Here is a 25,235-nt window from a genome sequence, read left to right on the forward strand (position 1 = left end):
GCCTGCTTGACGGGTAATCAGTCACCGGCGCTGTCGGGTGGAACCGTGTCCGATGGCTGTTCGGGTCTGACATGCTGAAGGTCCGTCGAGAGGGGCCGCAGCGATGCAGTGGAAGATCCATGGGGAACGTCCGATCTACGAAAACCCCTGGGTGAACGTGTGGCTGGTCGATGTCGAGCAACCGGACGGGCATCGCTGGGAGCACCATGTGCTCAAGCTGCGGCACCTGGCGGTGGCGGCAGTGGTGAACGACCGGAAGCAGGTGCTGATGATGTGGCGGCACCGGTTCATCACCGACTCGTGGGCGTGGGAGTTGCCCATGGGCCTGATCGAGGCAGGCGAGTCGCCAGCCGAGGCCGCTGCTCGTGAGGTACTGGAGGAGACCGGCTGGACGGTCGGGAAGGTCAAGTCGCTGATTTACGCTCAGCCGGCGAACGGGATCACCGACTCGGAGCACTTTGTCTTCCGGGCCGACGCCATCGAGTGCGTCGGGCCGCCGACTGAGCGCAACGAGTCCGACCGGATCGAGTGGATCCCGCTCTCCGAGCTGCGCGGAATGATCGATCGCCGGGAGATCGTCAGCAGCGGCTCGCTGGTCGGGGTGTTGTACCTGCTGCTCGACGAGGCTGGCTCGTAGCTCAGTCGCGCATCTCCTGGATTCGCGCCGATATCTCGGCGGCCGGCCGGGTGCTGCGGTAGGGCGCCAGTAGATGACGGAACTCCTGAAGGTGCGCGGCCACTCGCGGAGACCCCGCCCTGGTTGCCGAGCTGAGCGCTTCACTGGCCGTGTTGCATGCCAACTCGACTGCTCCGCGTTGAAGTTGGATGCGCGCTAGCCAGTAGGCGTGGAACGCCCGTCCGCGCTGGTTGGTGCTCACTTCGGTTCGCAGGGCTTCCTCGATGAGTGGTTCGGCGGCTGCGGCGTCGCCGAGCTGTCCCAGCGCGATGCCCGCATCGACGGTGAGCTTCGTCCGATCGAAGTACTGGACCCATGCCGGATCGTCGTCTGCTGGATCGATTCGATCGAAGTGATGCCCCGCATCCTCGATCGCACGGTGGGCGGCTTCCTGGTCGTGTGCGCTGGCGTGGCCGAAGGCTTCCCGCATGGACAGCATCGCCATCAACCGCGGCGTGCCGCCGTCAAGTCGTGCGCTGTCCTGGGCGGCCCTGGCCAGGATGATCGCTTCGCGTGTCTTGTCCTCGTAAGTGGCCTGAAGGCTGAGGCAGGAGAGCACGTTGGCGATGAACGGCCGGTCGTCAATCTCGCGCGCTAGGCGCAGTGCCTCGGTGAAGTAGCTTCGGGCCGTGCTGTACTGGCAGGCATCGAAGTACGTCCAGCCGGTGAGGCGCGCGAGTTCGGCCGCGATCCCGCGCAAGCTGCGCTGGTGGTTCGGATCGGCCGTGTCGCGCAGAACACTCAGAACGTATCGCAGTTGACCCATGACGGCGGGCCGGAGGGCTTCGCCACCGTGTTCGTCGTCGCGTCGCCAGTAGTCCTCGATCGAGGCTTGGAGGGACCGGAGAACCGTTGGCGTGACTCGGGCGCTGGCCGCTATGGCGAGGATGTCGTCCAGCTCTCGGCCTGGCAGCACCGAATCCGCGGGTGGGGTCGCTGACTGTCCGGCCAATGGTACGGGGTGAACCGCGGCCTCTCGGCGTTCCCAGGCGCGGGGAGCAAGGCCAACCATGTGCCCCGGGATTCGGAGACCGTCCGCGATGCGCTCGACGACGTTCATGTTGGTGATCTCTCGGCGTCCCGCGATGACCTCGCCGACGCGGCTGGGGGTCAACTCACAGGCCCTGGCGATGCGGGACGGGTGGAAGCCACCTCTGGCCTTGGCCAGTCGAAAGATCTCGGTGAAGTTCCGGGACCGGCAGGCTGCCGCCATCTCGGGGTCGGCCAGCAGTCGGCTCGACAGGCCGGGTCCTGGTGTCGAGTGGGTCATGTCCGGTACCCCCAGCACCGCGAAAATCATCACTCCGTGTCACGTACCTTAACTGAATGCGAGTTTACCCACGGTGGGTAATCATCTGGCCCTTATCGCGGAACTGCTCGACCGGAAATCCTGGGAATCCTCCGGGGCAAGCCCGGGGACCTGGGGGAGCCAGAGGGGGTGGTCCGTGTTGGTGGACGTGGGCTGATCCGGATCGAAGGACTCTCGGACTCGTGGGGGTGGCAGCCGCTCGGGACAGGCAGGGTCATGTGGTTCGAGTCCGCCGGTGACCAGCTGGTGACGACGCCGCCCGGCCCATCTGACCCACTTCAAGCTCCACCTGGCCACGTCCGGAATCTCGGCCAGGAGGATCGGCGGCGCCGACCGCGTCATCCCCCGCGGTCGGTGTCGTCGACAGCCCCACGCTCAAGTATCCGATTCACCTCGGATTTTCCGCTCAGGGAGGCGGAAGCCATGACGGAAGGAGCACCACATGGAGAACCGCACGGATCGGCCGGCGCCTGAGGAGAACGGACTCTTGGTCGCGGTCGAGGAGTTGACCGCGGTCCAGGACAGGTACGACAGCCTCCGTTCCGACAACGCCGGTTCCTCGGGCGACGCGCCGTGGCCCGGCGGTGACGGCAACCTGACCGACGTCGCGTAGGCCCCGGTCATCCCAGGGGCGGGGGTGCGCACCGAGCGGGCTCCCGCCCCGCGTCCAGAACTCTCCACGGAGGTAGCAGTGGAACACCGCTTGGTCACCGCCATCGAGACGGCCCTGCGCTGGGACAGCTCCGAACCGATCGGCACGGGTTTCGCGCTTGGCCGGATCGAGGACTGTGCGCTGCTGTCGCGCATCCTCACCCCGAACAAGCTCCTCGACATCGCCATGCGGCGCAGCCTCAACCGGCCGCAGTTCCGGGCCTTTCAGAAGGGCGAGGAAGTACATCCGGCCGTGTACTTCACCGACACTGTCAGCCCGCGCGGGCAGTCCGTTCCCATGGCCAACATGCACCGCCTCGGCGACCTGCTCCGCGACGGTGCGACGCTGATCATGGACCAGGTCAACGTCTTCGATCCCACGATGGAAGTCACCTGTCGCGCCTTGCAGTGGTGGGCGCGCGAGCGCGTGCAGGTGAACGCCTACCTCACCACCAACAGCGCCGCCGGCTTCCCGCTCCATTGGGACGACCACGACGTGATCGTCGTGCAGCTCTCGGGGGAGAAGGACTGGGAGGTTCGGACCGCCTCGCGCACTGCGCCCATGTACCGCGACGCTGATCCCAACAACACTCCCAGCGACACCGTGCTCTTCAAAGGGACTCTCCGGGTCGGCGACGTCATGCACATCCCGCGCGGCCACTGGCACCAGGCCACCCGCACCGGGAGCGGTACCGGCCACAGCCTCCATGTCACCTTCGGCATCACGAAGCGCACCGGCGCCTCCTGGATGGCCTGGCTGGGCGACTGGTGCCGCGAGCAGGAGGTCTTCCGCTGCGACCTCGACCGCACCGACACCGACACCACGCCCTTGGTGGAGGCCGCCACCCGACTCGTCGGCCGGCGTGGCCCGGAGGAGTTCCTGACCGCCTGCGAGCAGCAGGCCGCCCCCGGCCGCCAGGTGCCGTTCCTGGAGAGCTTCGGTGGGCTCGACGCCGTGGTGTGCACCACCCACTTCGCACCCCGGATCACGGAGCACGGGGGCACCGTAGGCGTCACAGCGGCTGGGAGGCAGCTCACCTTCGCGGCAAAGGCGGTGACCGCCCTGCGACTGCTGCTCAGTGGCCAGCCCGTCGTGCTCGAGCAGGCGGCGGCGAGTGTCGGGGATGAAGTTCGTGAGGTGGCCGCGATTTTGATCAAGGAGGAACTGTGCGCGCCGCTGACCGACGAGTTGTCCTCGGGCTACACCGGTCTCGTCACCGCCGTGACATCCTGACCGGCGCACTGGACCTCGGCGTCACCGCGATCGACACCGCCTCGAACTACCTCCACCACCGATCCCACCGTGTTCTCGGTGAGGTGGCTGGTGACCTGCTCACGGAGTTCGTGATCTCCACCAAGGTCGGCTACTTCAAGGACGGACACAGCCTTGCCCCGACGCGGTTGCGGAAGGCGCTCGACGCGGCGTTGGCCGAGCTTGGCTGCGAACCGGACACGGTCCTCCTGCACAACCCCGAGCGCTCCGCTCCGGACAGCGAGGTTCTCTCGCATGCATGCGCGGTCCTGGCCGGTGCGGCGGAGCAGGGGCGCTGCGCTTCGTGGGGGATCTCCACCTGGGACCCGCGCCCGTTGGTCGGCCTCGACACACCTTGCCCGGACGTCCTCATGGTCCGCTCCGGCCTGCTGGTCAGCAGCAGTGTCCTCGACGCCGCCGAAGCACTGGTGGCCGCGTGGGGGCCGACCCAGGTACGGGGGATGAGCCCCTTCGGTGGCAGCGCCACCGACCCCGTGTGGCAGAAGATCGATCCGACGATGTTCCTGAGGTCATCCGACGCCACACCGGTGCAGGCGGCATTTCGTGTCGCCTTCGCACTGCCGGGGGCCGAGGCGGTGGCGGTCGGCAGCGACGACGCTGAGCACCTGCGGGAACTGTGCGGCGGCCTGGGGCACAAAATCGACACCGATGTCCTCCAGACCTACCGGCAGCTCCTGCGTCAGTCGGTCTGAAGGTCCTTCGCCACCTGCTCAGCCAGGACGCGGGCGCGCTCAAGGCGAGGGTCCTCGGGATGCGCGTGCGGCCCGAGGATCTTCGCCGCGACGAACAGCGTCATCAGCTTTCCGTCCCGGCTCGCGAAGTCGGCGCTCCGCTCGGTGCGGACGCGATCGGCCAGCGTCGGCACGGCGAGCGACGCACCCCACAGCGTGGCCGCGTCCAGGCCGCGCGGGGCCATTCCCCAGTCCTCCCAGTCGAAGACGCAGAACTCCGGTGCCGTCACGTTCGCCCAGTTGAGATCGGCATGCGCCGGACACCACCGGCTCACCGTCGCGTCGAGGGCCGGAAACACCTGGTGGATGGTCCTGTTCACCAGTTCCTGCGTGATGGTCTCCGTGTCGGGCGTAGCGATGCGGTTCGTCCGTTGCCGAGAGAGCGCGTCCAGCGAAGCATTCAACTGCGACCACCAGCCGGGAGGCAGCTCGGGTTCGTCCGCCAAGACCGCCGATCCCACGGGTTCGGCCGGCAGGAGCCCGGTTTCGTCGGCCCGCCACATCACCGGCTCGGCCGCGTCCCGCCATGCGATGCCCGCCAGCCACGCGGGCTTCGCGATGCCGTTCAGCGCCTCGGCTGCGGGTGTGCCGTCCCCGCCCTGGACACCGATCCGATCCAACCCGCGCCGCTCGATCCGCACCCACGTGCCGCGCTCGGTGCGAGTGCCTACGGACCGGCGTTTGCGGACCACCGACGCACGATCGAGGTGGGTTCCCAACGCGGACTCGACCCGTTCCAGCACCCCGTCAACCGGTACCCGGCGCAGATCTGTCATGGGACAACGGTAGCGAGAAGCGGGCGAGTTGGAGGTGCATCGCCGGTTCGCTCAGCCCCGGTCCACTCTCGTGGCGCCGGGGCTGGAGCGGCCGCCGTCAGCTGACCCTGTGGGCCGCCTGCGGAGCCGGCGGCCCACAGGGTCAGGAGGCCAGGCCAGGGGCGGGCACCCGCCGCTTGGCGGGTGGGGGGTGGATGGTGGGGAACGGTGGTGGAACCATTCGACGGAGCGGCTGGTGCGCGGGTGGTCGCCCGGCGCCGGAAACGGCGCTGCCCGGGACTTCCGAAGGGAAGTCCCGGGCAGCGCCGCACGCCGTACGGGGTCAGGCCGTGCGCTTGGGCTTGCGGGCCACTGCCACGGCGAGGCCGGCGCAGAGGAGGGCGGCGAGGGTGGCGAAGCCGCTGACGGCGGGGAGGAGGCCGTAGCTCCTGACCAGGGCGCCGACGGCGACGATGGGGAGGGAGCTGCCGAGGTAGACGATGACCCAGAGGGCCGAGAGTTCGGAGCCCCGGCGTTCCGGGTCGAGTGCGGCGACGGCGGTGGTGAAGAGGGAGCGGAAGGCCACGCCCTGGCAGATGCCGCCGAGGACGCTGCCGATGAAGAGCAGCGCCGGGGTGCCGGTGTAGCCGGCGGCGACGACGAGGCCCAGGCCGGCGGCCAGTCCGGTCATGCCGAGGGCGATGACCTTGCGGTCGGCGGTCGGCGGGACGATCAGCTGGGCGGCGGCCGAGGAGCCGAGCAGCAGGGCCGCGACCACCGCGCCGGTCAGGTGCGAGGGAGTGTTCAACACCTTGGCGGCGAAGGCCGGGGCCAGGCTGAGGTAGACGCCGAAGACCGCGTAGGAGATGAAGCCGGCCGAGGCGGCGAGCAGGAACTCGCGGCGGCCGGTGCGCGGCAGCCGCAGGCGCTGCGGGCGCAGGTGGGCCGGGGTGGTGATGCGCGGCGGGGAGGCCGGCGGGCGGTTGCGGCCGGGCATCCGGGGGTGGACGAGGGCCAGCGGCACGCAGAGCGCGAGCAGGGCGACGGCGTGCAGCAGGAAGGGCGTCAGCAGGGGGTCGGAGCCGTCCGACAGCAGGGCGCCGACGATCGGGCCGAGCGCGACGCCCCCGGCGGAGCAGGCCAGGGTGAGCTTGGCGGCCAGGGTGGGGTGGTCGGGCAGCAGGTCGCCGAGGGCGGCCCCCGCTGCGCCGGTGGACAGGCCGACGGCGATCCCCTGGACGGCCCGGCCGATCGCCAGCTGCCAGAAGCTGCCGGAGGTGGCGAACACGACGTCGCCCGCGGCGGCCAGCCCGACGGCGGGCAGGATCAGGGCGCGGCGGCCGAGGTGGTCCGACCAGTGGCCGACCACGGCCAGCACGGGGACCAGCGCGAACACGTAGATCGTGAAGAGGATCGTGGTGTCGAGGGGGCCGAGCCCGAGGCGCTGCTGGAGCAGGGGGTAGATCGGCGTCGCCAGGTTGGCACCGATGAGCATGAACAGCAGGGCGGCGGCCACCAGGCCGACGCGGACTCCGCGGAGGGCGTTCCAGCGGCTGATCGCGGAGAGCTGGAGCTGGGCGCGTGGAGCGAGCTCCAGGGGGAGCAGGGCCTCCGACAGTCGGCGTCCGTCGAGCTGCGCGGTGCGCAGGCCGGGGCCGGCGGGGGAGAGGTCCGCCATGAAAGGGATCTCCTGTGGCAGGGCACCACCGGGTCGGCGGGGTGTGCCGGCGCGCCCGTCCTGAGGCGCTGTGGTGGTGGCCGCGGTGCGGGGCTCCCTGGTGGAGCGGATGAGCTGAGGATTCGGGCTTCGTTGCCCGGCGGCCCGCGCGGGGTTGTGCACGGAGCCACTGCGAAGGATAAGGGGTGGGCGCACGGATTCGGCGCGCGCCCCTGCGTGCGCCCCTTGAGGCCGGGCATCGGGGGTGTCGCACCTATACGCTGAGGTCGTGGATCGGGACGCTGAGCTGATGGGCGGACCGCTGGCTGAGGGAGAGCGCACAACGATGGCCGGACGACGTCGGAAGAACGCCGGGGCTTCGGCGGGAGAGAGTGCGGCCGAGGCGGTCCTGCCCGCCGACCTGGAGCTCCAGGACCTCTACGGGGCCTTCGCCGCGCACGGGCTGGACGACGAGGACCTGGACGACGCGGCCGTGCTGGTGCCGCCGGTGCGGCTGCCGGGCGAGGAGGAGTTGACCGCCCAGGCGAAGGCCGTGCCGATGTTCGGGTACGCGCTGGCGCTGGCCCGCTGGGCCGCCCCGCACCGGGCGGTGGACGAGTTCGGCGACCTCGTGGAGGAGGACCGGGCACCCGCGGCGCGGCTGCTGGGCCTGGCCCCCGCCGAGGGCGAGGTGCCGGAGGAGGCCGAGATCGAGGCGATGCGGGCCTGGTCGCTGGCCTGCGACCTGGACCTGGTGGAGATCGGGACGACCGCGGCCGGCGAGCACGTGGCCGTCCCGGGCCCCGACCTGGAGCCGGCCGAGCAGGGTGACCCGGAGACCGTCCTGGAGCTGTGGCTGACCGCCGCCGGGATCGTCCGGGAACTGGCCGTGGAGGCCGACTCGCTGCCGGAGGAGGAGCCCGGCGAGGGGGCCGCGGACGAGGAGGGCGAGGAGGACGAGGACGGCCTGAACGAGGTCGAGGAGGCCAGGGACGCAGCCGCCGAGCTGCTGGACGAGGCGCTGCAGGTGCTCTACGAGACCACCGCCTTCGCCGACCCGGGCCAGGAGACCGTGCCGCTGGGCGTGCTGGCGGCACTGCTGGTGGTGCCGGAGGGCGAGGAGCCGAGCGAGGAGCTGCTGGGCGACATCACCGACGTGATGGTCTCCCTCGACCCGATGCTGGGCGACCTGGCCGAGCTGGGCCTGCTGGAGTACCGGCCGATCGACCCGGAGCTGTTCGACGAGGAGGAGGGCGCCGGGGACGAGGCGCCCGCGCTGGTCGGCGAGGCGCCGCTCGACGAGGAGGAGTCGGCCCGCTTCGGGCTGGTCCGGCTCACCCCGCTCGGCCAGTACGGCATCCGGCAGTGGCTGCTGGAGGACGGCTACGACGCGCCGCTGGTCGGCGAGCTGGCCCAGGGCGACGCGGCGGAGCTGCTGCGCGCCGTGTGCGAGTCGGCCAACGTGCTGCCGGAGGAGGAGCTGCGGGTCTGGATCACCGGCCGGGAGCCGGTCGCGGCGGCGCGCGAGCTGCTGGCGGCGGCCCGCGGCGGTGACGCCTACGGTCCGATGCGGCGGATGCTCTGCGTCACGGCGCTCGACATGCTGGGGGCGCCCGCGGAGCCGGCCGTCCGGGACGTGCTGGACGACCCCGAGCTGGGGGGCGCCGGACGGGCCTGGCTGACCTCGCTGGGTGCCGCGGACGTGCCGGCGCCGGAGCGGTCGATGGCGCTGTGGGCGGTGGTCGACACCTTCGCCGCCCAGCTGCTGGACAGCGGCGGCGACGCCGGGCAGCTGCGCGAGCTGATCGCGGACCTGCCGGTGACCGGCGATCCGGCGTCGTACTTCGGCGAGCTGTGGCGGGTCGACCACCCGTACACGGCGGACGTCCTGGAGGCCGTCGGGGAGCTGCACCTGGACCGGGCGGTGGCCAAGGAGGCGCGCAAGGCGGCCTTCAAGGCGCGGTCCAGGGGCTGAGGCCCCGGGCCGGGCGGGGCCGACGGTCCGCACGCGGGCACCGTCGGACCCGTCTCAGGGCAGGTCCAGCGAGCCGTCCTCGGCGAACGGGAAGAAAGGGTTGTGGGCCAGCTCCCACAGGTGGCCGTCCGGGTCCTCGAAGTAGCCGGAGTAGCCGCCCCAGCCGGTGGTGACCGGGGGCTTGACCACGACGGCGCCGGCCTCGACCGCGGTCTTCAGCGCGGCGTCCACCAGCGCCGGGGACTCGAGGTTCACCGCCAGGGTGACGCCGCGGAAGGCGGGCTCGCCGGTGGCGGGCACCCCGGCGTCGGCGGCCAGCTCCTCCGTCGGGAAGAGGCCGAGCACCGAGTCGGCGGTGCGGAACCAGACGATCTCCGGGCTGGAGGCGGTGGACCGCCGCCAGCCGAGGTCCTCGTAGAAGCGTGCGCTGCGGTCGAGGTCGGAGACCCCGAGGGTGACGATGCTGATCCGGGCGGGGAAGCTGCTCTCTGCTGTCATGCCGCCAGGGTAGGGAGGGCGGCTGACAACCGCGCGCCCTGACACGGCCTGCGCCCGTGCGCGGTCCATGAGCTGATGACCGGGCAGGCCCGGGCACGTAAGGTGGCGTCGGCGGTGCGGGCGCGAGGACTCGGGGGTGCGGCACAGGTGATGCGGGAGAGCGGCGGCAGGCCCCAGGAGTGGAACGCGGAACGGACGGACCGTGCGCGCGTCCCGGACCCGAGGGGCCGGGCGGATCGTTTCGCCGCCGTCGAGGAGTTCTCCCGCCGGGCCCTGGCCGCGGCCGACTTCCCGGTGTACGGGGTGGCCTCCGCGCTGGAGCACCGAGGCGACGCGCTGGGCGCCTTCGAGACCTCCGGCGACTCGCTCAGCTGGGTCGAGGTGCAGTCCGGCGACCGGAGCTCGGTGGCCGGCCCGTACGTGACCGTGCGCACCTACCGGCCGGGCGCCGAGCTCGACGAGCGGCTGCCGGAGCTGGAGGACGTGGTCGAGGACGAGCGCGACCGCGTGTACGAGCAGCTCGGCGTGGACGAGGGCGACGGCCCCGGCCGGGTGCGCGCCCTCCGCGAGTGGATCACCGTGGACGGCGTGCCGCACCCGGTGGAGGTGCACGAGGACCGGCCGGTGCCCTGGCCGGGGGCGGCGTTCGGCGGGCCGGGCCCGGTCTGGGCCGGGCGGCTGCGGGTCGGCGGGCTGACCGTGACGGTCTGCGGGCGCGGGGTGGCCCCCGGCTGCGTGGAGCTCGCCGGGATCGCGGACTTCGAGCCGTACCTGCGCGGCCGGACCGAACTGCTGGGCGAGCTGGCCTCCCGGCGGGCCCGGCAGGTGCCCGTCGAGGAGCGCGAACTGCCGCCCGCCGTCGGGCTGGAGGCGCACCGCGAGCTGATCGCGCAGAGCGTCGCCGAGTCCGCCGCGATCGAGGCGCAGGTCCGGGCCGGGCGGACGCCGCGGCGGCCGCGCGGGCTGCGCGGGGACGCCTACGCGGTGCGCTGGGAGAAGGCGGTGCGCCAGCAGATGCGGCTCGCCACCGAGACCCGGGACGAGGCGACGGCGGCGGTGACGGCGATGGTCAACCACCTGGACCGGTTGTCCCGGCAGACGAACTGGCTGGTCGGCACGGGGGAGGGGGCGGCGGCCGTCGAGGAGGTCGTCCGGTACACCGTGTTCGCGAGCGAGGTGGCGAGCCTCCCGGCGCAGCGGGCCTGGGCGCAGGTCTGGCGGGAGCGTCCGGGCGGCGGCGGGCCGGGGGCCCGGGACGGGGAGCGGCTCGCCGAGCAGCTGTGGCTGGCGGCCTGGGAGCAGTGGCGGGCGGCACGCTCGGGCTGACCTCCGCCGGGCGGCCCGGTGGCACCGCCGCCCCGGCGGCACTCCCGCCTCCGTGGCCCCCGCCACCCCTCGGCTGGCAAAGCGGAGGTCATGTGTTCGCCATCGGTTGGCAAATGGCCGCCTGGCCGTGAGGTGGGCGTCACGTCCGGTTCACCCCTGCGGCGGAGTCTGCTGGGCGTCGACACAACCCGCCTCGACGCCCCGTACGCCGGACACCCGGGCCCGCCCGGTCCGACGGCCGATCCCCCTGGAGTTGTCACCATGTCGCTGTCCCGTCGGGACTTCGTCAACCGTTCCACCCTCGTCGGGGCCGGCGTGCTGATCGCCGGCAGCGCCGAGGCGCTGGCCAGCGCGCCGGGCGCGATCGCCGCCCCGGCCGGCGGCGAGGCGCCGGCCGCCGCGGCCGCCGGGACCAACGCGGCCGGCGGCACCGCCGTCGGCTACGGCCCGCTGGTGCAGGACGCGGCCGGGCTGCTGTCCCTGCCGAAGGGCTTCTCCTACACCGTCCTCAACCGGGCCGGCGTCACCAGGCTGCGCACCGGCGAGTTCACCCCGAGTAACCACGACGGCACCTCCGCCTTCGAGGACGAGCACGGCGGCAACTACATGGTCGTCAACCACGAGCTGTCCGGCGCCCGCGCCAACTGGCCGCACCCGGTGCCGCTGACCGAGGGCCACGTCTACGACCCGGGCGCGGCCGGCGGCTGCACCATCGTGCACGCCAAGCGGGACGGCTCGGTCGAGCAGTGGGTCGGCATCGCCGGCACCGCCACCAACTGCGCGGGCGGCGTCACCCCGTGGGGCACCTGGCTGTCCGGCGAGGAGACCGAGGACAAGGCCGGCAAGAACGGCTTCACCAAGGACCACGGCTACGTCTTCGAGGTCGACCCGTTCGACGACGACTACAACCGCGACCCGCAGCCGGTGAAGGCCTTCGGCCGCTACGCCCACGAGGCCGTGGTCGTGGACCCGAAGCGCGGCCACGTCTACCTGACCGAGGACGCCTCGAACCCCAACGGCCTGCTGTTCCGCTGGACCCCGCCGGCCGGCTTCAAGCACGGCCGCCACCAGCTGCGCAAGCTCGCCGCCGACGCCGGCGTGCTCGAGGCCTTCAAGGTCTTCGACGCGCAGGGCAAGCTCGTCGACGACCTCTCCCGCGCCACCAAGGTCGGCACCACCTACGGCGTGGACTGGGTCAAGGTCCAGGACCGCGACGCGAGGACCGTCTCCGTCCGCAAGCAGTTCAAGGAGGGCGAGGTCACCCGCGCCCGCAAGCTGGAGGGCATGTGGTGGGGTGACGGCGGCTTCTACTTCGTCTCCAGCTTCGCCCGCTCGGAGAGCCCGCTGCAGCACGACGGCCAGGTGTGGTTCTACAACCCGGTCCGCCGCACCATCACCCTGAAGGTCCTGCTGGGCGTCAACAGCGACGTCTGGGGCGACCACGACAACTACGACGGCCCGGACAACATCACCGTCTCGCCGTACGGCGGCATCGTGATCTGCGAGGACGGCGAGGGCGTCTCGCACCTGTTCGGCGCCACCGAGGACGGGCTGGTCTACCCGATCGCCCGCAACGAGCTGAACATCGGCACCGCCGAGAAGCCCGAGTTCAGCGAGTTCACCGGCGTCACCTTCTCGGACGACGGCAAGACCCTGTTCGCCAACATCCAGACCCCGGGCATCCAGCTCGCCATCACCGGCCCGTGGCGCCGGCTGAACGAGCACAAGCGCGGCCAGGGCTACGGCGCGTGACCCTCGGAGCGTGACCGGCTGCCCGCGGACCACTCGTCCGCGGGCAGCCGCAGCTGCAGCATCGCCAGCAGCCGCTGCTGCGGCTGGGCGAGGTCGATGCCGGTCAACTGCTCGGCCCGGCGCACCCGGTAGCGCAGGGTGTTGGGGTGGATGTGCAGCGCGTCCGCGGCGACCCGGACCTCGCCGAGCGCGTCCAGCCAGGCCAGCACCGACTCGGCGAGCCGGGTGCCGTGCCGGCGGTCGTAGTCGGTGAGCGCCGTGAGCCGGGGGTCGCGCAGGCCGGAGCGCTCCTGCAGCAGCGCGAGCACCTCGCTGACCAGCACCTCGGCCTGGACGTCGATCAGCGCCGCCACATCGAGGTCCACCCCGCCGCGGCCCATCGCGTCCAGGATGCGGTCCGCCTGCGCGCGGGAGTCCGGGACCCGGGCCAGGCCGTCCACGGTGGAGCCGATCGCGGCGCGCAGCGGCACCCCGAGGTGGTCCCGGGCGGCCGTCACCACCTCGTCCGCCCAGCCGCGGACGGTCGCCATCGGCAGGTTGGCCGGGAGCTCCGGCAGCAGCACGTAGACCCGGGACTCGATCGGTGCGAGCAGCGCGGTGCGGTGCCGGGCGGCGGTGTGCACCGAGATCAGGCCGGTGACGTCGGAGCGGTGCAGCGCCTCGGTGGTGTGCGCGCTGTACGCCAGCACGGTGGCCGGGCGGCGCAGGTCCAGGCCCAGGTGGGTGGCGAGGGACTGCGGGCCGGTGGAGCCCTCCAGCAACCCGGTGAGCAGGGTCTGGGTGAGCCGGACATCGGCCGACAACTCGCGTCGCCGGCGCACCAGTTGGGCGGCCGCCACCCGTGCGGCGCCGACCAGGGCCTGCTCGGCCAGCGGGGCCAGCGGCCGCGCCCCCTCCTGCACCCAGATGGTGCCGAGCGGCTGCGCCCCGGCCCGGATGCCGACCGCCAGGCGCCGGCGCAGGCCGAGCTCCGGGTGCGGCTCGACCGCGATCGGCGCGTCCGAGGTGCGCAGGTGCTGGAAGATGCCCCACTCGCGGAGCTTGGACAGGTACGGCTCGGGGCCCTGCCAGCCGAGGATGGACAGCCGGCGCAGGTCGTCGACCTCGTCCGAGTCGGAGGAGCGCGAGTAGGCCAGCACCCGGCTGGAGGTGTCCTCGATCGAGACGATGCCGTTGGTGAGCACGGCGACGGTCTGCGCGAGCGAGAAGAGGTCGCCGGCGTTGGGCTCGGGGGCGCCGGGGGTGTCGGGGGCGTCCGGGCCGGCGATGATCGCGCGGGCCAGCGAGTCGAGGTGCTCCCAGCGGGTCTCGCGGCGGACGGACAGCAGGGCGACGCCCGCGTCGGTGGCGGCCTCGCGCAGCGCGTCCGCCTGACCGGGGCCGTCCAGCTTCACCGCCACCGCGGCCGCGCCGGCCCGCCCGGCGGCGCGCAGGGCCGGCAGGGCGGCCCGGCCGCGGGCGCCGATGGCCAGGACGAGTTCGCCGGGGGCGGCGGTGGGCGGATCCTCCGGGTCGAGGATGGCGACGTCGCGGACCGGCACGTCCAGGCCCTGCGGGGCGGCCTGGAGTTCGACCAGGGGCTCGCCGAGGGACATCAGCAGCTGGCGGAGCGGGAGACCGGGGGTGGTCATCCTGGCCTCCTTCATCCGCTCTTCGCCATCCGCTCCTCATCCGCCCGGACAACGCCGCGAGGCCGATTTTAGCCGGGCGGACAGCGCTGCGGGCCGGTCCGCACGTGCGGTGGGCGCAACGGCCCGCGGGGGGTCCACCGGCGCCGCGCCGTGACCGCGCCGTGACCCCCTTCGTCGGGCCGGACAACGCCGTACGGGGGAATTTAGCCGCCCGGCCAATCAAGTGGCCCCGCGGGCAGGAATAGCGTTCGTGCTGTGGCCGGTGTGCGACCCACGCCGGCATCCCCCGCAACGACGAAGGAGAGCGTGCGCTCTATGGACGCTGTGACCCAGGTCCCCGCGCCGGTGAACGAGCCGGTCCACAGCTACGCCCCGGGCAGCCCGGAACGGGCCCGTCTGGAGGCCAAGCTGAAGGAGCTGGGCGGCCAGGAGCCGGTCCAGCTGACCATGACGATCAACGGTGAGCGCCGCATGGGCGGCGGCGCCGAGATCCACGTCGTCCAGCCGCACAACCACGCGGCGAGGCTCGGCACCCTGCGCAACGCCACCCAGGCCGACGCGCAGGACGCCATCGACACTGCCCTGGCCGCCGCCCCGGCCTGGCAGGCGCTCTCCTTCGACTCCCGCGCCGCGATCTTCCTCAAGGCCGCCGACCTGCTCGCCGGCCCCTGGCGCGAGACCCTGGCCGCCGCCACCATGCTCGGCCAGTCCAAGACCGCCCAGCAGGCCGAGATCGACACGCCCTGCGAGCTGGTCGACTTCCTGCGGTTCAACGTCCACTTCGCCCGCCAGATCATGGCCGAGCAGCCGATCTCCTCGGACGGCGTGTGGAACCGCAGCGACCACCGCCCGCTCGAGGGCTTCGTCTACGCCATCACCCCGTTCAACTTCACCGCGATCGCCGGCAACCTGCCGACCGCGCCCGCGCTGATGGGCAACGTGGTGCTCTGGAAGCCGTCCCCGACCCAGCAGTACTCCGCGCACCTGCTGATGCAGCTGCTGGAGGAGGCCGGCCTGCCCAAGGGCGTCATCAACATGGTGACCGGCGACGGCCTGGACGTCTCCGCCGTCGCGCTCAAGCACCCGGCGCTGGCCGGCATCCACTTCACCGGCTCCACCGCCACCTTCCAGCACCTGTGGCGCGAGGTCGGCACCAACATCGCCGGCTACCGCACCTACCCGCGGATCGTCGGCGAGACCGGCGGCAAGGACTTCCTGGTCGCCCACCCGTCCGCCGACCCGGCCGTGCTGAAGACCGCGATGACCCGCGGCGCCTTCGAGTTCCAGGGCCAGAAGTGCTCGGCGCTCTCCCGCGCCTACGTCCCCGCCTCCCTCTGGGCCGGCCTCCAGGACGAGTTCGCCGCCGAGGTCGACGGCCTCACCATGGGCGACGTCACCGACCTGTCGAACTTCATGTCGGCCGTCATCGACGACCGCTCGTTCGCCAAGAACAAGGCCGCCATCGACCGCGCCCAGGCCGACCCGAAGGTCCGGGTCCTGGCCGGCGGCACCTACGACGACTCGGTCGGCTACTTCGTCCGCCCGACCGTCCTGGTCTGCGAGGACCCGGCGGCCGAGTACTTCCGCGACGAGTACTTCGGCCCGATCCTCGCCGTGTACGTCTACGAGGACGAGAAGTACGAGGAGATGCTGGCCCAGATGGAGTCGGTGTCGGCCTACGGCCTGACCGGCTCGATCATCTCCCAGGACCGCGCGGCCGCCCAGGACGCCATGCACAAGCTGCGCTTCGCGGCCGGCAACTTCTACATCAACGACAAGCCGACCGGCGCCGTCGTCGGCCAGCAGCCCTTCGGCGGCGGCCGCGCCTCCGGCACCAACGACAAGGCCGGTGCCAAGCAGAACCTCGCGCGGTGGACCTCGACCCGCTCGGTCAAGGAGACCTTCGTCCCGCCGACGGACTACCGCTACCCGCACATGGGCTGAGTGCCCCACCCGACCACAACGGTCACCCCGACGCCCGGCCCCGCAGCCGGCGTCGCCCGCCGGGGCGACGGGCCCACCCGCCCGCCCGTCGCCCCGGCCCCTCCGGGGGACGCGCTGCGCGGCACGCCTGATGCCGTCGCCGGCCGTCACCCCGCTCGGGACGCGCGGCACGCCTGATGCAGGCGCCCCGGCCCCCTTCTGCCACCCTTAGAAGCACCAGCTCCAGGAGTCACGATGCTCCGTACCGCCCTTCTCGCGGCCTCCCGGTCGCCGCAGGTCCGCACCGTGGTCGAGAAGTTCCCGCCGACCCACGCGATAGTCGAGCGCTTCGTCGCCGGCGAGGCCCTCGACGACGCCGTCACCGCCTGCGACGACCTGGTCGCCACCGGCCGCAAGGTCACCCTCGACCACCTCGGTGAGGACACCCAGGACGCCGCGCAGGCCGCCGGCACCGCCGAGGCCTACGAGCACCTGCTCAAGGCGCTGAAGGAGACCGGCCTCGCGGCCGGTGCCGAGGTCTCCGTCAAGCTGTCGGCCGTCGGCCAGTTCCTCCCGGTGGACGGCGAGAAGATCGCGCTGGAGAACGCCCGCCGCATCTGCGCGGCCGCCGCCGACGCCGGCACCACGGTGACCCTCGACATGGAGGACCACACCACCACCGACTCCACCCTCGCCATCGCCCGCGAGCTGCGCGCCGACTTCCCGTGGCTGGGCGTCGTGCTGCAGGCCTACCTGCGCCGCACCGAGGCCGACTGCCGCGAGTTCGCCGGCGCCGGCTCCCGCGTGCGCCTGTGCAAGGGCGCCTACAAGGAGCCCGAGTCGGTGGCCTTCCAGGGCAAGCACGAGGTCGACCTCGCGTACGTCCGCGCCCTGAAGATCCTGATGGCCGGCGAGGGCTACCCGATGATCGCCTCGCACGACCCCAACATGATCAAGATCGCCGGCCAGCTCGCCCAGTGGAACGGCCGCAAGCGGGACTCCTTCGAGTACCAGATGCTCTTCGGCATCCGCCCCGAGGAGCAGCTGCGCCTCGCCGGCGAGGGCAACACCATGCGCGTGTACCTGCCCTACGGCCAGGAGTGGTACGGCTACTTCATGCGCCGTCTCGCCGAGCGCCCGGCCAACCTGACCTTCTTCCTGCGGGCCATGGCCACCCGCGGCTGACGCGTCCGGCGCCACGACCAACGGCTCGTACCCCCTGTGTGGGAGGGGGTGCGGGCCGTTTCCGCGTTCCCGGGCTCAGAGGAACGGTTTCAGGAGGCTCTCCAGCAGGATGTCGGCCTGCGATGGGGAACCCGTGATCGGTTGCTCATGCGCCACAGCACTCATGATGCCCCTCCTTCAGATGGGCGTCACGCTGATCGCGGTCGATCGTGGTTGTGCAGTACACGGTGGATGTTCACTCGATGGTGTGGGTCCGAGGGCTGCCCTAGGATCCGGTGCTGGTGAACTGGGCTTTCGGCGGGAGGAGTCGGGGATGCTGAAGGAGTTCGAAGGGCTGTCGACGCCGTTGGTGGCGGACGCGTGCGTGCGCCTCGGAGTGGCGCTGCGGGCGGCGCCGGTGGGGGTGGCCGGGGTGGTGGCGGGCGGCCGGGTGGCCGGGCCGGTGCTGCCGGTGCGGCACTACGGCAGCGTCGACGTGTTCCTGGAGGCGTACGGCGCCGCCCGGGACGGGGACGTGCTGGTGATCGACAACGGCGGGCGGACGGACGAGGCCTGCATCGGGGACCTCGCGGTGCTGGAGGCGCGCGCCGCCGGGGTGGCCGGGATCGTGGTGTGGGGGCTGCACCGGGACACCCCGGAACTGCTGGAGATCGGGCTTCCGGTGTTCAGTTACGGTGCGCTGCCGCTCGGGCCGCTGCGGTTGGACGACCGGGAGCCGGAGGCGCTGCTGACGGCCCGTTTCGGCCCGCACGTGGTGAGCGCCGGCGACGTGGTGTTCGGCGACGCGGACGGAGTGCTGTTCGTCCCGGCCGACCGGGCCGCGGAGGTGCTGGAGACGGCCGCCGCGATCGCCCGGACGGAGCGCGCGCAGGCCGGGCGGATCGCCGCCGGGGACACCCTGCGCTGCCAGACCGCCTTCGAGGACTACCTGGAGCGCCGCGCGGCCGACCCCTCGTACAGCTTCCGGCAGCACCTGCGGCGGGTCGGCGGGGCGATCGAGGAGTAGGCCCGGGCCTACAGGGGCCGGTGCATGACGTGCAGGCCGACGTAGCCGTCGACCGGGTGGAGGAAGGCCTCCGGGACGGTGCCGACGATCGTGAAGCCGAGGGACTCGTAGAGCTTCACCGCGTGGCGGTTGTTGGCGACCACGGCGTTGAACTGCATGGCGCGGTAGCCGGATCGGCGGGCCCAGTCGAGGGAGTGCTCGACCAGGGCCCGCCCGATGCCCCGGCCGTGGTGCGCCGGGTCGACCAGGTAGCTCGCGCTGGCCACGTGGGCGCCGTTGCCGGGGCGGTTGCGGTTCATGGCGGCGGTGCCGACGATCCGACCGTCCTCGTCCACCGCGACCACCGTGCGGTCCGGGGCGGTCTTCATCCACCACTCCCGGCCGAGCTCGGACGACATGTCGAGGGGGTAGGGGAAGGTCTCGCCGGCGGCGATGACGGTGTGGAAGAACGGCCAGACGGCCGGCCAGTCCTCGGGGGTGGCTTCGCGGATCAGCATCCGCTCAGGATGCCCCGGGCCCGGGTGGTGGGCCCACCGGTTTTCCGCTCAGGTGCCGCGGACGGCGGCCCCGACCCGGGTGGCGGCGAAGGACTGGCCGTCGGCGTTGGGGTGCACCAGGGCGTACTTCAGCGGGATGACGCTGGTCAGGACGCCGTCCAGCCAGTGGTCGGCGTCGCAGACGCTGTGTTCGGCGGAGTCGGCGTAGAGGTCGACGAAGGTGTCCTGCCGGGCGGAGGCGATCTGCTCGATGGCCTGGTTGAGCGGCTCCAGGATGCTGGTGCGGGCCCAGGCCAGGTCGCCGGTGGTGAAGGTGGCGAACTGCAGTGGGTCGCCGAACCGGCAGCGGGTGGCGTCCTCGGGGACCAGGTGCGGGTAGCCGACGGTGATGATCCGCGCGGAGGGGGCCTTCTGCCGGAGCGCGGTGAGCATGGCGCCGTAGCCGGTGCGCAGCCGGTCGAAGCGGCCGGCCAGCTGGGCGTCGTACGTGTCCTTGCAGGGGCTTCCCAGGCCGAGGTGGGTGGCGCCGAGTGCGATGCAGTCCCCGAGGATCTCGCCGAAGCCGAGGTCGTTGCCGCCGACGCCCACGGTGATCACGTCCTCGTCCGGGTCGACCGCGTCGATCTGCGCCGGGACGGGCGGGTACGGGGCGGCGGGGTCGACGCCGAAGGGAGGGAGCGGGCGGCCGGTCGGACTCTGCTTGTTCGCGTCGACGTCCGCGCTGGTGGCGCCGCTGCAGCTGACGTTGTGGAGGTCGACCAGGGCGCCCAGGCCGCGGCGGACGATCTCGGGGTAGGAGCCGGTGGTGCGCGCGCAGCCGTCCCGGGGCGCGGTGAGGCCGCCGGTGGCCTCGATGACGCCGGCGGTGTAGGAGTCGCCGAGGGCGGCCCACTTCAGCGTCCGGGCGGGGCCGGTCGGTCTGGCGGCGGCCTCGACGGCGGTGGGGGTGATCAGGCCGGCGGCGAGGACGGCGGCGGTGCCGGTGACGGCGAGGCGGGACAGGAAGCGTGGCACGGGCTCTCCTCGACGGGCGCGGGGAGAGTGCGAGTCACCCCCCTGAGTGTCAATCGAGTCGGTCCGTGGACGACTTGATGCCCCAGGAGGGTGAATTCGCGGTCAGGGATGTGACGAACGCGGGGGCTCAGAGCAGGGCGGCCGAGGGGTCGACCATCGCCCGGGCGGTCTTGGCGTCGACGTACTCGCCGAGCGCGGTCATCACCCACTCGCCGGAGGTCTGGCGGACCAGCTTGCACATCACCACACCGGTGCGGGCCTCGGAGTGGGTGAGGTCGAAGCGGACCAGCTCCTCGTTCGTCCCGGCGTCCAGCAGGCGGCAGTAGGCGTTCTTCACGTCGGTGAAGCGCTGGCCGGAGAAGGAGTTGACGACGAAGACCAGGCCGGTGACCTCGGCCGGGAGGCCGTCCAGGTGGACGGTGATCGACTCGTCGTCTCCCTCGCCGCCGCCGGTGAGGTTGTCGCCGGAGTGGGCGATCGCGCCGTTGAAGACGGTCAGCTTCATGAACCAGGCCGTCTCCAGCTTGTTGCGCCGGCTGTCGAAGGCGATGCAGGAGGCGTCCAGGTCGACGCTGCGGCCACGGCCCGCGGGCTCCCACCCGAGGGCCATCCGGACCGAGGAGAGGAACGGGCGGCCGTTCTTGACCAGGGAGACGGAGCTGCCCTTGACCAGGCTGACCCGGCCCTTGTCCAGGGTGATCTTGGTGGGTGCGGGCGGGGCCGGCGGAGCGGCCGGGGGCGCCGGGGGCACCGGTGCGGAGGCGGCGAGTGCGATCCGCGGGTCGACCGGCGGGGCGGCGGGGGCGGCCGGTGCGGGCGGGGTCACCGGGGGAGCGGCGGGGGGTGCCGGCGGGGCCGCGACCGGGGCCGACGGGGCCGCCTGGGCCGGCGGCGGTGCGGGGGAGTCGTCGACGGTGACACCGAAGTCGGTGGCGATCCCCGCCAGCCCGTTGGCGTACCCCTGGCCGACCGCGCGCACCTTCCAGGCGCCGCCGCGCAGGTAGACCTCGACCACGATGAGCGCGGTCTCCCGGCCGAGCTGCGGCGGGGTGAAGGTGACCAGAACCTGACCGGTGTCCGCGTCACGGACGGTGGCGGTCGGCTCCATCCCGGCGAAGGTGGAGGACTGGTCGGCGGGGCTCGCGGTGACGACGATCTTGGTGATCCCGGCCGGGACGGCGAGGGTGTCGACGGTGATCGCGTCGGGGGCCCCGGAGGTGGCCGGGCGGTGGCTGACCCCGGGGCCGTTCGGGGCGTTGAAGAAGACGAAGTCGTCGTCCGAGCGCACCTTTCCGGCGTCGGTCAGCAGCAGACCGGAGACGTCCAGTGCCTTGGGCGCGGTGACCTCGACGGTCACCCGCGCGGCGGACAGCGGGGCGTTGCCGCCTTGGGTCAGGACGGTGGACACGGGACTCCTCCTCGGGTGCGGGACGACGGCGGACGGGGCCGCTGGGGCCGCCGGGCCGGTAGCTGCCCACAGTAACGAACAGTGGTGCCGGGATGAGCCCGTCCAGGGCGGTGACCTGTCGGATCGTCGGACCGTCCGACCGGAGCGGCGGGGCCTCAGCGGGTCGCGCCGACCGGCGGCGCGGTCGTCGGCGCCGGGGCGGCCGGTGGTGCGGGGACGAAGGGCGGCGCGGTCGTCGACGTCGGGGCGGCCGGTGGTGCGGGGACGAAGGGCGGCGCGGTCGTCGACGTCGGGGCGCGCGGCGGGAGGCCGGGCGGCTGGGCCGCGTTCTGCTGCGCCGCGCTCTGCTGGGCCGCCGGGGCGAAGGTGCCGAGTGCCGCGACCGCGCGGGGGCGGTCGATGCCGAAGGCGGCGGCGCTCCAGCTCTCCGTCGCGGCGGCCTTGCCGGTCCCGGCGCCGTCGGCGGACCCGGCACCCCGGCCACCCCCGGTGGACGGGCCGGACGGGCCGTCCACCGGGCGGGTGCCGCGCACGCCGAAGGTGTAGTGCCCCGGTACGACGTCGGTGCCGGGCGGGGTGGTGAAGCGGTAGACGAGCGTGCCGCGGTCCTGCTGGACGGTCACCACCGCGCCGGGCAGGTCGGTCCAGGCGGTACCGGTGCCGGGGGCGAGGTCGCCGGGGGAGAGCCGGAACTCGGCCTGCAGGGCGGTGACCCGCTCGGTGACGGTGAGGTCGAGCTGGTGCCGCAGGCCGTCCCGTCCGACCGGGGTGACCAGGGCGACGCCGGTCAGCACCCGGTCGGCGTCCGGGTCGGCGTCGGTGTCCGGGGCGGTGCCCGGTCCCGGGGTGGCGGGCTCGCCGGGGGCCGGGTCCGTCGGCGGGGCGTCGGTGCCGGGCACCACGGCGGCGGGCGGCCGGGTGGGCTGGTCCGGCGCGGTCGGGCGGGGCCCGGGCGGAGCGGTCGGCGAGGTCGGTGAGGCGGAGAACGACGGCGAGGCGGTTGGCCGGTCGGCGGCGGCCGGGTCGGTGCCCGGCTGCCCGGCGGCGGGGCGGGCCGCGGGGGTGGGACCGGCCGAGGGGGTGGTGCCCGGCGTGCCGGGCTCCTCGCTGCCGGCCGTCCAGGAGTCGGCCTCGTGGCCGTGCCCGGTGGAGGTCCGTCCGCCGGTGGCGTCCGGGGTCGCCGAGCGGCCGCCGGTGGCCTCGGGCGACGCGGAGCCGGCGGCCGCGACCGGCGCCGCCCCCGAGGGGTGCGGTGAGGGCCGGGAGCCCGCGGGTCGGCCGGTGGCCGCGTGGTCGGCCGGGGCGTCGGTGGGCGTCGGTGCGGCCGGGGTCCGGGCGGAGGCCGCCTCGGCCTGGTCGCCCGGGGTGGGGGTGGCCGGCGGGGTGGTGCCGACCCGGGCGACCCCGGCCCGCCGGCCCACACCCTGCTGCTCGTTGAGCAGCAGGGTGGTGGCGATGCTGATGCCCACGACGGTCGACATCGCCATCGCGGCGCCGGAGAAGCGGAGGGTGGGCAGCCGGAGCCGGCCGCCGAACGGGCGTGGCCGCCCGTGCCGGCCGTGCCGTGCGGGCTCGTGCTGCACGTCCCGCGCGGTGTCCTCGCGCACAGCCACCGGACCCCTTCCCTCCCCGAAGTCGCCGTAGCGGTCGCCGTATTCTCCCACGCGCCGTCGGCCGGCCGTGCCGGCCGCCCGGGGGCGGTCCGCCCGGGTGCGGGCGGGCCCGTGCGGGGAGGGGGAGAGCGTACCAGCGGCTGCCCGGACCTCGGACCGATTCCATCCATTCCACGGACATCCGTTCGACAGACGGAAGTTGACGGTCCGTCTGACAAGCTGGGGTAAGGGTCGGCCGGCGCGGTCGGGGGTTATTGCAACCTCCTTGCAACCCTTGCCCGCCCGGGCGCGGGTGGCGCAGGCTGAGGTCATCCCACGCCGTCCCGGAGAGACCGTCATGCCGCCCGACCCGCTGTCCGCAGCCTCCAGTGCACCCCTCGCCGCTACCCCCACGGGCGGCGATGGGGTCGGCTCCACCGCCGCTCCGGCGGCGGTGGAGGAGGTGCTGACCCTGCGGATCTCGCTGGGCGAGGAGGTGGTCGGCGAGGTGCGCACCCGGTTCCGCTTCGAGGCCGCCCGCCCCTACGAGGTGCTGCTGACCTTCCACCAGGGCCGGCCCGACGAGGCCGACTGGGTCTTCTCGCGCGAGTTGCTGCGCGACGGCCTGTGCACGCTGAGCGGCCAGGGCGACGTCAAGCTGTGGCCGGCCTACTGCCCCTGCCACGGCTCGACGTTGCACCTGGCGCTGGAGTCGCCGCACGGCAGTGCCCTGCTGGAGGCGTCCAAGCCCCGGGTGCAGGCCTGGCTCGACCGCACCTACGCGCTGGTCTCCGCCGAGGCGGAGCGCGACTGCGGCCCGACCGACGCCCAGCTGGCCGCGCTGCTCGCGGGCGGCTGAGCCCCGCTCAGGGCCACTCCGCTCAGGGCCTCTCCGGCCAGGACCTCCCCGGCCAGCGGCTCCCCGGGCCCGCGCGGCGGCGGGACGGCCGGAGCCGCGCCGGGCAGCCGGACCGTCCCCGCGGCCAGCCCCGCCCGCAACCGGCGCACGGCCGGGGCGGAGGAGGCCGGCAGCAGGTCGTACGGATCGTCCGGTCCGTCCACCGCGACCAGCACCGACTCGGCGAAACGGTACGGCCGGTGGGCCAGCAGGCCGCCCAGGTAGCGGCGCAGCCTGGACAGCTCGGCGCGGACCGTCACCGTGCGGCCCGGGTCGCCGAACAGCGCTTCCGCGAGCTGGGCCGCACTGCTGCCCTCCCGCCCGGTGGCGAGCAGCAGCAGCAGTTCGGCGTGGCGCGGGCTGAGCGCCTGCGACCAGCTGCCGGCCGCGCCCCGCACGGTCAGCTCCGGGCGGTCCGGGCGGCGCAGGTCGAGCCGGAGCCGGGCGCCCTCGGCCTGCTCCGCGGTCACCGTGCCGGAGCCGTCCTCCTCGGGCGGGCGCACCGGCCGGACCAGCCAGCCGTCCGCGAGCGGCTCCAGCACGCACTCGCCGAGACCGGGGACCCAGTGCACGGCGGTGGTGCCCCAGCCGTCGACCGGCACCCGCAGCCGCCCGGGCGGCGGCAGACCGGCCGCGGCGGCCGTCCAGCCGGCGGCGTCCACCACCAGGGCCGGGCCGGCCACCCGGGCCAGCAGCGGGGCGGCCAGGGTGCGCAGCCGGTGCAGCGCCTCCAGCCGGTGGGCGCGCAGCTCGGTCTCGGCGAGCCGGGCCGCGGTGGCGGTGAGCTGGAGCAGGTACGGGCGGACGCTGCGGGCCGGGCCGCTGAGGTTGATCGCGCCGACCAGCCGGCCGGTGCCCGGGTCGTGGACGGGGGCGGCCACGCAGGTCCAGGAGTGGTGGCTGCGCAGGTAGTGCTCGGCGGAGTGGACCTGCATCGGGCGCTGGGCCCGCAGGGCGACGGCGATCCCGTTGGTGCCGACGCTCTCCTCCGTCCAGCGGGCGCCGGTGAGGAAGCCGATCCGGTCGGCGCTGCGGCGCAGCCCGCGCTCGCCCTCCTGCCAGAGCACGTGGCCCTCGGCGTCGGCGATGGCGAGGATCAGCGGGGTCTGCCCGACCGGCTCCAGCAGGGTGTCGCGCAGCACCGGCATGACGGAGTCCAGGCCGCTCGCGCGGCGCCGCTGCTCGATTTCGGCGGGGCCGAGGTGGACGGCGGCCGCGCCGGCATCGGGGTCGAGGCCCAGGCGCCGCAGCCGGGCCCAGGAGTCGCCGATCTCGGGGCGGGGGTCGAGCAGGCCGGTGGTGCCGGCCTCGGGGAAGGCGGGCTGGGTCAGTTCGCGGGCGGCGGCGTCGGCGAGGGTGCGGTCGTGGACCTTGGCCAGCTCCGTCGCGGTAGGCGGGGTGCGGCGCTCTGGTCGTCGGGACTGCCGTCCGGTCTGCCGCACTCGCGTTGCTCCTCGCCGCCGTTCGAGGTCGCGCCG

At 73.4% G+C, this 25,235-nt stretch carries 21 protein-coding genes; 11 read left to right on the forward strand and 10 right to left on the reverse strand.

Translation table 11 applies throughout. The annotated features are described in order from the left end of the window. The first annotated feature begins 103 nt into the window (after positions 1-103). Positions 104-637, forward strand: coding sequence for an NUDIX hydrolase (locus ACIRS1_RS23380; RefSeq protein ID WP_360218486.1), 534 nt, complete (start codon positions 104-106; stop codon positions 635-637). Between the two features lies 1 nt (position 638). On the opposite strand, the gene ACIRS1_RS23385 is transcribed toward ACIRS1_RS23380, so the two are convergent. Then, positions 639-1,946 (reverse strand): hypothetical protein, encoded by a 1,308-nt coding sequence (locus ACIRS1_RS23385; RefSeq protein ID WP_402843119.1) that lies wholly within the window; start codon positions 1,944-1,946, stop codon positions 639-641. Positions 1,947-2,427: 481 nt separating this feature from the next. On the opposite strand from ACIRS1_RS23385, the gene ACIRS1_RS23390 reads away from it, so the two are divergent. The 3 genes from ACIRS1_RS23390 (at position 2,428) to ACIRS1_RS23400 (ending at position 4,601) form a co-directional block, all read left to right on the forward strand. After that, positions 2,428-2,598, forward strand: coding sequence for a hypothetical protein (locus tag ACIRS1_RS23390; protein ID WP_360218483.1), 171 nt, complete (start codon positions 2,428-2,430; stop codon positions 2,596-2,598). Between the two features lie 78 nt (positions 2,599-2,676). Continuing rightward, on the forward strand, positions 2,677-3,870 hold the full coding sequence (locus tag ACIRS1_RS23395) for a JmjC domain-containing protein (RefSeq protein ID WP_402842932.1): 1,194 nt from the start codon (positions 2,677-2,679) through the stop codon (positions 3,868-3,870). Continuing rightward, positions 3,804-4,601: an aldo/keto reductase gene (locus ACIRS1_RS23400; RefSeq protein WP_402842934.1), complete on the forward strand. Its 798-nt coding sequence runs from the start codon at positions 3,804-3,806 to the stop codon at positions 4,599-4,601. The genes ACIRS1_RS23395 and ACIRS1_RS23400 overlap by 67 nt, the downstream gene beginning before the upstream one ends. On the opposite strand, the gene ACIRS1_RS23405 is transcribed toward ACIRS1_RS23400, so the two are convergent. Continuing rightward, on the reverse strand, positions 4,589-5,416 hold the full coding sequence (locus ACIRS1_RS23405; protein WP_402842936.1) for a phosphotransferase: 828 nt from the start codon (positions 5,414-5,416) through the stop codon (positions 4,589-4,591). The two genes, ACIRS1_RS23400 and ACIRS1_RS23405, sit on opposite strands and share 13 nt — an antisense overlap. Before the next feature lie 322 nt (positions 5,417-5,738). After that, positions 5,739-7,073, reverse strand: a complete 1,335-nt coding sequence (locus ACIRS1_RS23410) for an MFS transporter (RefSeq protein WP_402842939.1) — start codon at positions 7,071-7,073, stop codon at positions 5,739-5,741. A 325-nt stretch (positions 7,074-7,398) separates the two neighbouring features. Between ACIRS1_RS23410 and ACIRS1_RS23415 the strand changes: the two genes are divergently transcribed. Beyond that, positions 7,399-9,027, forward strand: a complete 1,629-nt coding sequence (locus ACIRS1_RS23415; protein WP_360218468.1) for a hypothetical protein — start codon at positions 7,399-7,401, stop codon at positions 9,025-9,027. 54 nt (positions 9,028-9,081) lie between these two features. On the opposite strand, the gene ACIRS1_RS23420 is transcribed toward ACIRS1_RS23415, so the two are convergent. Then, complete coding sequence (locus ACIRS1_RS23420) at positions 9,082-9,525, reverse strand: VOC family protein (protein ID WP_360218465.1); 444 nt, start codon at positions 9,523-9,525, stop codon at positions 9,082-9,084. 147 nt (positions 9,526-9,672) lie between these two features. Here ACIRS1_RS23420 and ACIRS1_RS23425 point away from each other — a divergent pair, with 147 nt between their 5' ends. Both ACIRS1_RS23425 and ACIRS1_RS23430 read left to right on the forward strand, forming a co-directional pair. After that, positions 9,673-10,851: a hypothetical protein gene (locus ACIRS1_RS23425; protein WP_402842943.1), complete on the forward strand. Its 1,179-nt coding sequence runs from the start codon at positions 9,673-9,675 to the stop codon at positions 10,849-10,851. Between the two features lie 261 nt (positions 10,852-11,112). Then, entirely contained in the window at positions 11,113-12,603 is a 1,491-nt protein-coding gene (locus ACIRS1_RS23430) for an alkaline phosphatase PhoX (protein WP_402842946.1), read from the forward strand. Here ACIRS1_RS23430 and ACIRS1_RS23435 read toward each other — a convergent pair. After that, positions 12,591-14,234, reverse strand: a complete 1,644-nt coding sequence (locus tag ACIRS1_RS23435; protein WP_402842949.1) for a PucR family transcriptional regulator — start codon at positions 14,232-14,234, stop codon at positions 12,591-12,593. The genes ACIRS1_RS23430 and ACIRS1_RS23435 overlap by 13 nt on opposite strands. Positions 14,235-14,549: 315 nt before the next feature. On the opposite strand from ACIRS1_RS23435, the gene pruA reads away from it, so the two are divergent. The 3 genes from pruA (at position 14,550) to ACIRS1_RS23450 (ending at position 18,348) form a co-directional block, all read left to right on the forward strand. Next, positions 14,550-16,178 carry an L-glutamate gamma-semialdehyde dehydrogenase gene (pruA, locus tag ACIRS1_RS23440; RefSeq protein WP_387901773.1) on the forward strand — a complete coding sequence of 543 codons (1,629 nt, stop codon included), beginning with the start codon at positions 14,550-14,552 and terminating at the stop codon, positions 16,176-16,178. Positions 16,179-16,412: 234 nt separating this feature from the next. After that, positions 16,413-17,342, forward strand: coding sequence for a proline dehydrogenase family protein (locus tag ACIRS1_RS23445; RefSeq protein ID WP_360218450.1), 930 nt, complete (start codon positions 16,413-16,415; stop codon positions 17,340-17,342). Between the two features lie 313 nt (positions 17,343-17,655). Then, a complete protein-coding gene (locus ACIRS1_RS23450) occupies positions 17,656-18,348 on the forward strand; it encodes an RraA family protein (protein WP_402842953.1) in 693 nt (230 codons plus the stop codon). A gap of 8 nt (positions 18,349-18,356) precedes the next feature. Here ACIRS1_RS23450 and ACIRS1_RS23455 read toward each other — a convergent pair whose 3' ends face one another. The 4 genes from ACIRS1_RS23455 to ACIRS1_RS23470 form a co-directional block, all read right to left on the reverse strand. Beyond that, on the reverse strand, positions 18,357-18,845 hold the full coding sequence (locus tag ACIRS1_RS23455) for a GNAT family N-acetyltransferase (protein WP_360218444.1): 489 nt from the start codon (positions 18,843-18,845) through the stop codon (positions 18,357-18,359). 48 nt (positions 18,846-18,893) lie between these two features. Then, positions 18,894-19,859 carry an SGNH/GDSL hydrolase family protein gene (locus ACIRS1_RS23460; RefSeq protein ID WP_402842957.1) on the reverse strand — a complete coding sequence of 322 codons (966 nt, stop codon included), beginning with the start codon at positions 19,857-19,859 and terminating at the stop codon, positions 18,894-18,896. Positions 19,860-19,986: 127 nt separating this feature from the next. Further along, positions 19,987-21,255 carry a TerD family protein gene (locus ACIRS1_RS23465; RefSeq protein ID WP_402843122.1) on the reverse strand — a complete coding sequence of 423 codons (1,269 nt, stop codon included), beginning with the start codon at positions 21,253-21,255 and terminating at the stop codon, positions 19,987-19,989. 167 nt (positions 21,256-21,422) lie between these two features. Then, positions 21,423-22,880 carry a hypothetical protein gene (locus tag ACIRS1_RS23470; RefSeq protein ID WP_402842959.1) on the reverse strand — a complete coding sequence of 486 codons (1,458 nt, stop codon included), beginning with the start codon at positions 22,878-22,880 and terminating at the stop codon, positions 21,423-21,425. 337 nt (positions 22,881-23,217) lie between these two features. Between ACIRS1_RS23470 and ACIRS1_RS23475 the strand changes: the two genes are divergently transcribed. Beyond that, positions 23,218-23,718, forward strand: coding sequence for an SsgA family sporulation/cell division regulator (locus ACIRS1_RS23475; protein ID WP_360218435.1), 501 nt, complete (start codon positions 23,218-23,220; stop codon positions 23,716-23,718). Here the strand turns inward: ACIRS1_RS23475 and ACIRS1_RS23480 are convergent. After that, a complete protein-coding gene (locus ACIRS1_RS23480) occupies positions 23,637-25,199 on the reverse strand; it encodes a GAF domain-containing protein (RefSeq protein ID WP_402842961.1) in 1,563 nt (520 codons plus the stop codon). The two genes, ACIRS1_RS23475 and ACIRS1_RS23480, sit on opposite strands and share 82 nt — an antisense overlap. Positions 25,200-25,235: the final 36 nt, after the last annotated feature.

Origin of the sequence: Kitasatospora sp. NPDC101176, assembly GCF_044768035.1 — a bacterium.
In the GTDB taxonomy this organism is placed as follows: Bacteria; Actinomycetota; Actinomycetes; order Streptomycetales; family Streptomycetaceae; genus Kitasatospora.

Bases quoted from the DNA above. Each gene is read 5' to 3' on its own strand.
- ACIRS1_RS23380 (WP_360218486.1), top strand. From the start codon at position 104: ATGCAGTGGAAGATCCATGGGGAACGTCCGATCTACGAAAACCCCTGG.
- ACIRS1_RS23385 (WP_402843119.1), bottom strand. From the start codon at position 1,946: ATGACCCACTCGACACCAGGACCCGGCCTGTCGAGCCGACTGCTGGCC.
- ACIRS1_RS23390 (WP_360218483.1), top strand. From the start codon at position 2,428: ATGGAGAACCGCACGGATCGGCCGGCGCCTGAGGAGAACGGACTCTTG.
- ACIRS1_RS23405 (WP_402842936.1), bottom strand. From the start codon at position 5,416: ATGACAGATCTGCGCCGGGTACCGGTTGACGGGGTGCTGGAACGGGTC.
- ACIRS1_RS23410 (WP_402842939.1), bottom strand. From the start codon at position 7,073: ATGGCGGACCTCTCCCCCGCCGGCCCCGGCCTGCGCACCGCGCAGCTC.
- ACIRS1_RS23415 (WP_360218468.1), top strand. From the start codon at position 7,399: ATGGCCGGACGACGTCGGAAGAACGCCGGGGCTTCGGCGGGAGAGAGT.
- ACIRS1_RS23420 (WP_360218465.1), bottom strand. From the start codon at position 9,525: ATGACAGCAGAGAGCAGCTTCCCCGCCCGGATCAGCATCGTCACCCTC.
- ACIRS1_RS23430 (WP_402842946.1), top strand. From the start codon at position 11,113: ATGTCGCTGTCCCGTCGGGACTTCGTCAACCGTTCCACCCTCGTCGGG.
- ACIRS1_RS23435 (WP_402842949.1), bottom strand. From the start codon at position 14,234: ATGACCACCCCCGGTCTCCCGCTCCGCCAGCTGCTGATGTCCCTCGGC.
- pruA (WP_387901773.1), top strand. From the start codon at position 14,550: ATGGACGCTGTGACCCAGGTCCCCGCGCCGGTGAACGAGCCGGTCCAC.
- ACIRS1_RS23445 (WP_360218450.1), top strand. From the start codon at position 16,413: ATGCTCCGTACCGCCCTTCTCGCGGCCTCCCGGTCGCCGCAGGTCCGC.
- ACIRS1_RS23450 (WP_402842953.1), top strand. From the start codon at position 17,656: ATGCTGAAGGAGTTCGAAGGGCTGTCGACGCCGTTGGTGGCGGACGCG.
- ACIRS1_RS23455 (WP_360218444.1), bottom strand. From the start codon at position 18,845: ATGCTGATCCGCGAAGCCACCCCCGAGGACTGGCCGGCCGTCTGGCCG.
- ACIRS1_RS23475 (WP_360218435.1), top strand. From the start codon at position 23,218: ATGCCGCCCGACCCGCTGTCCGCAGCCTCCAGTGCACCCCTCGCCGCT.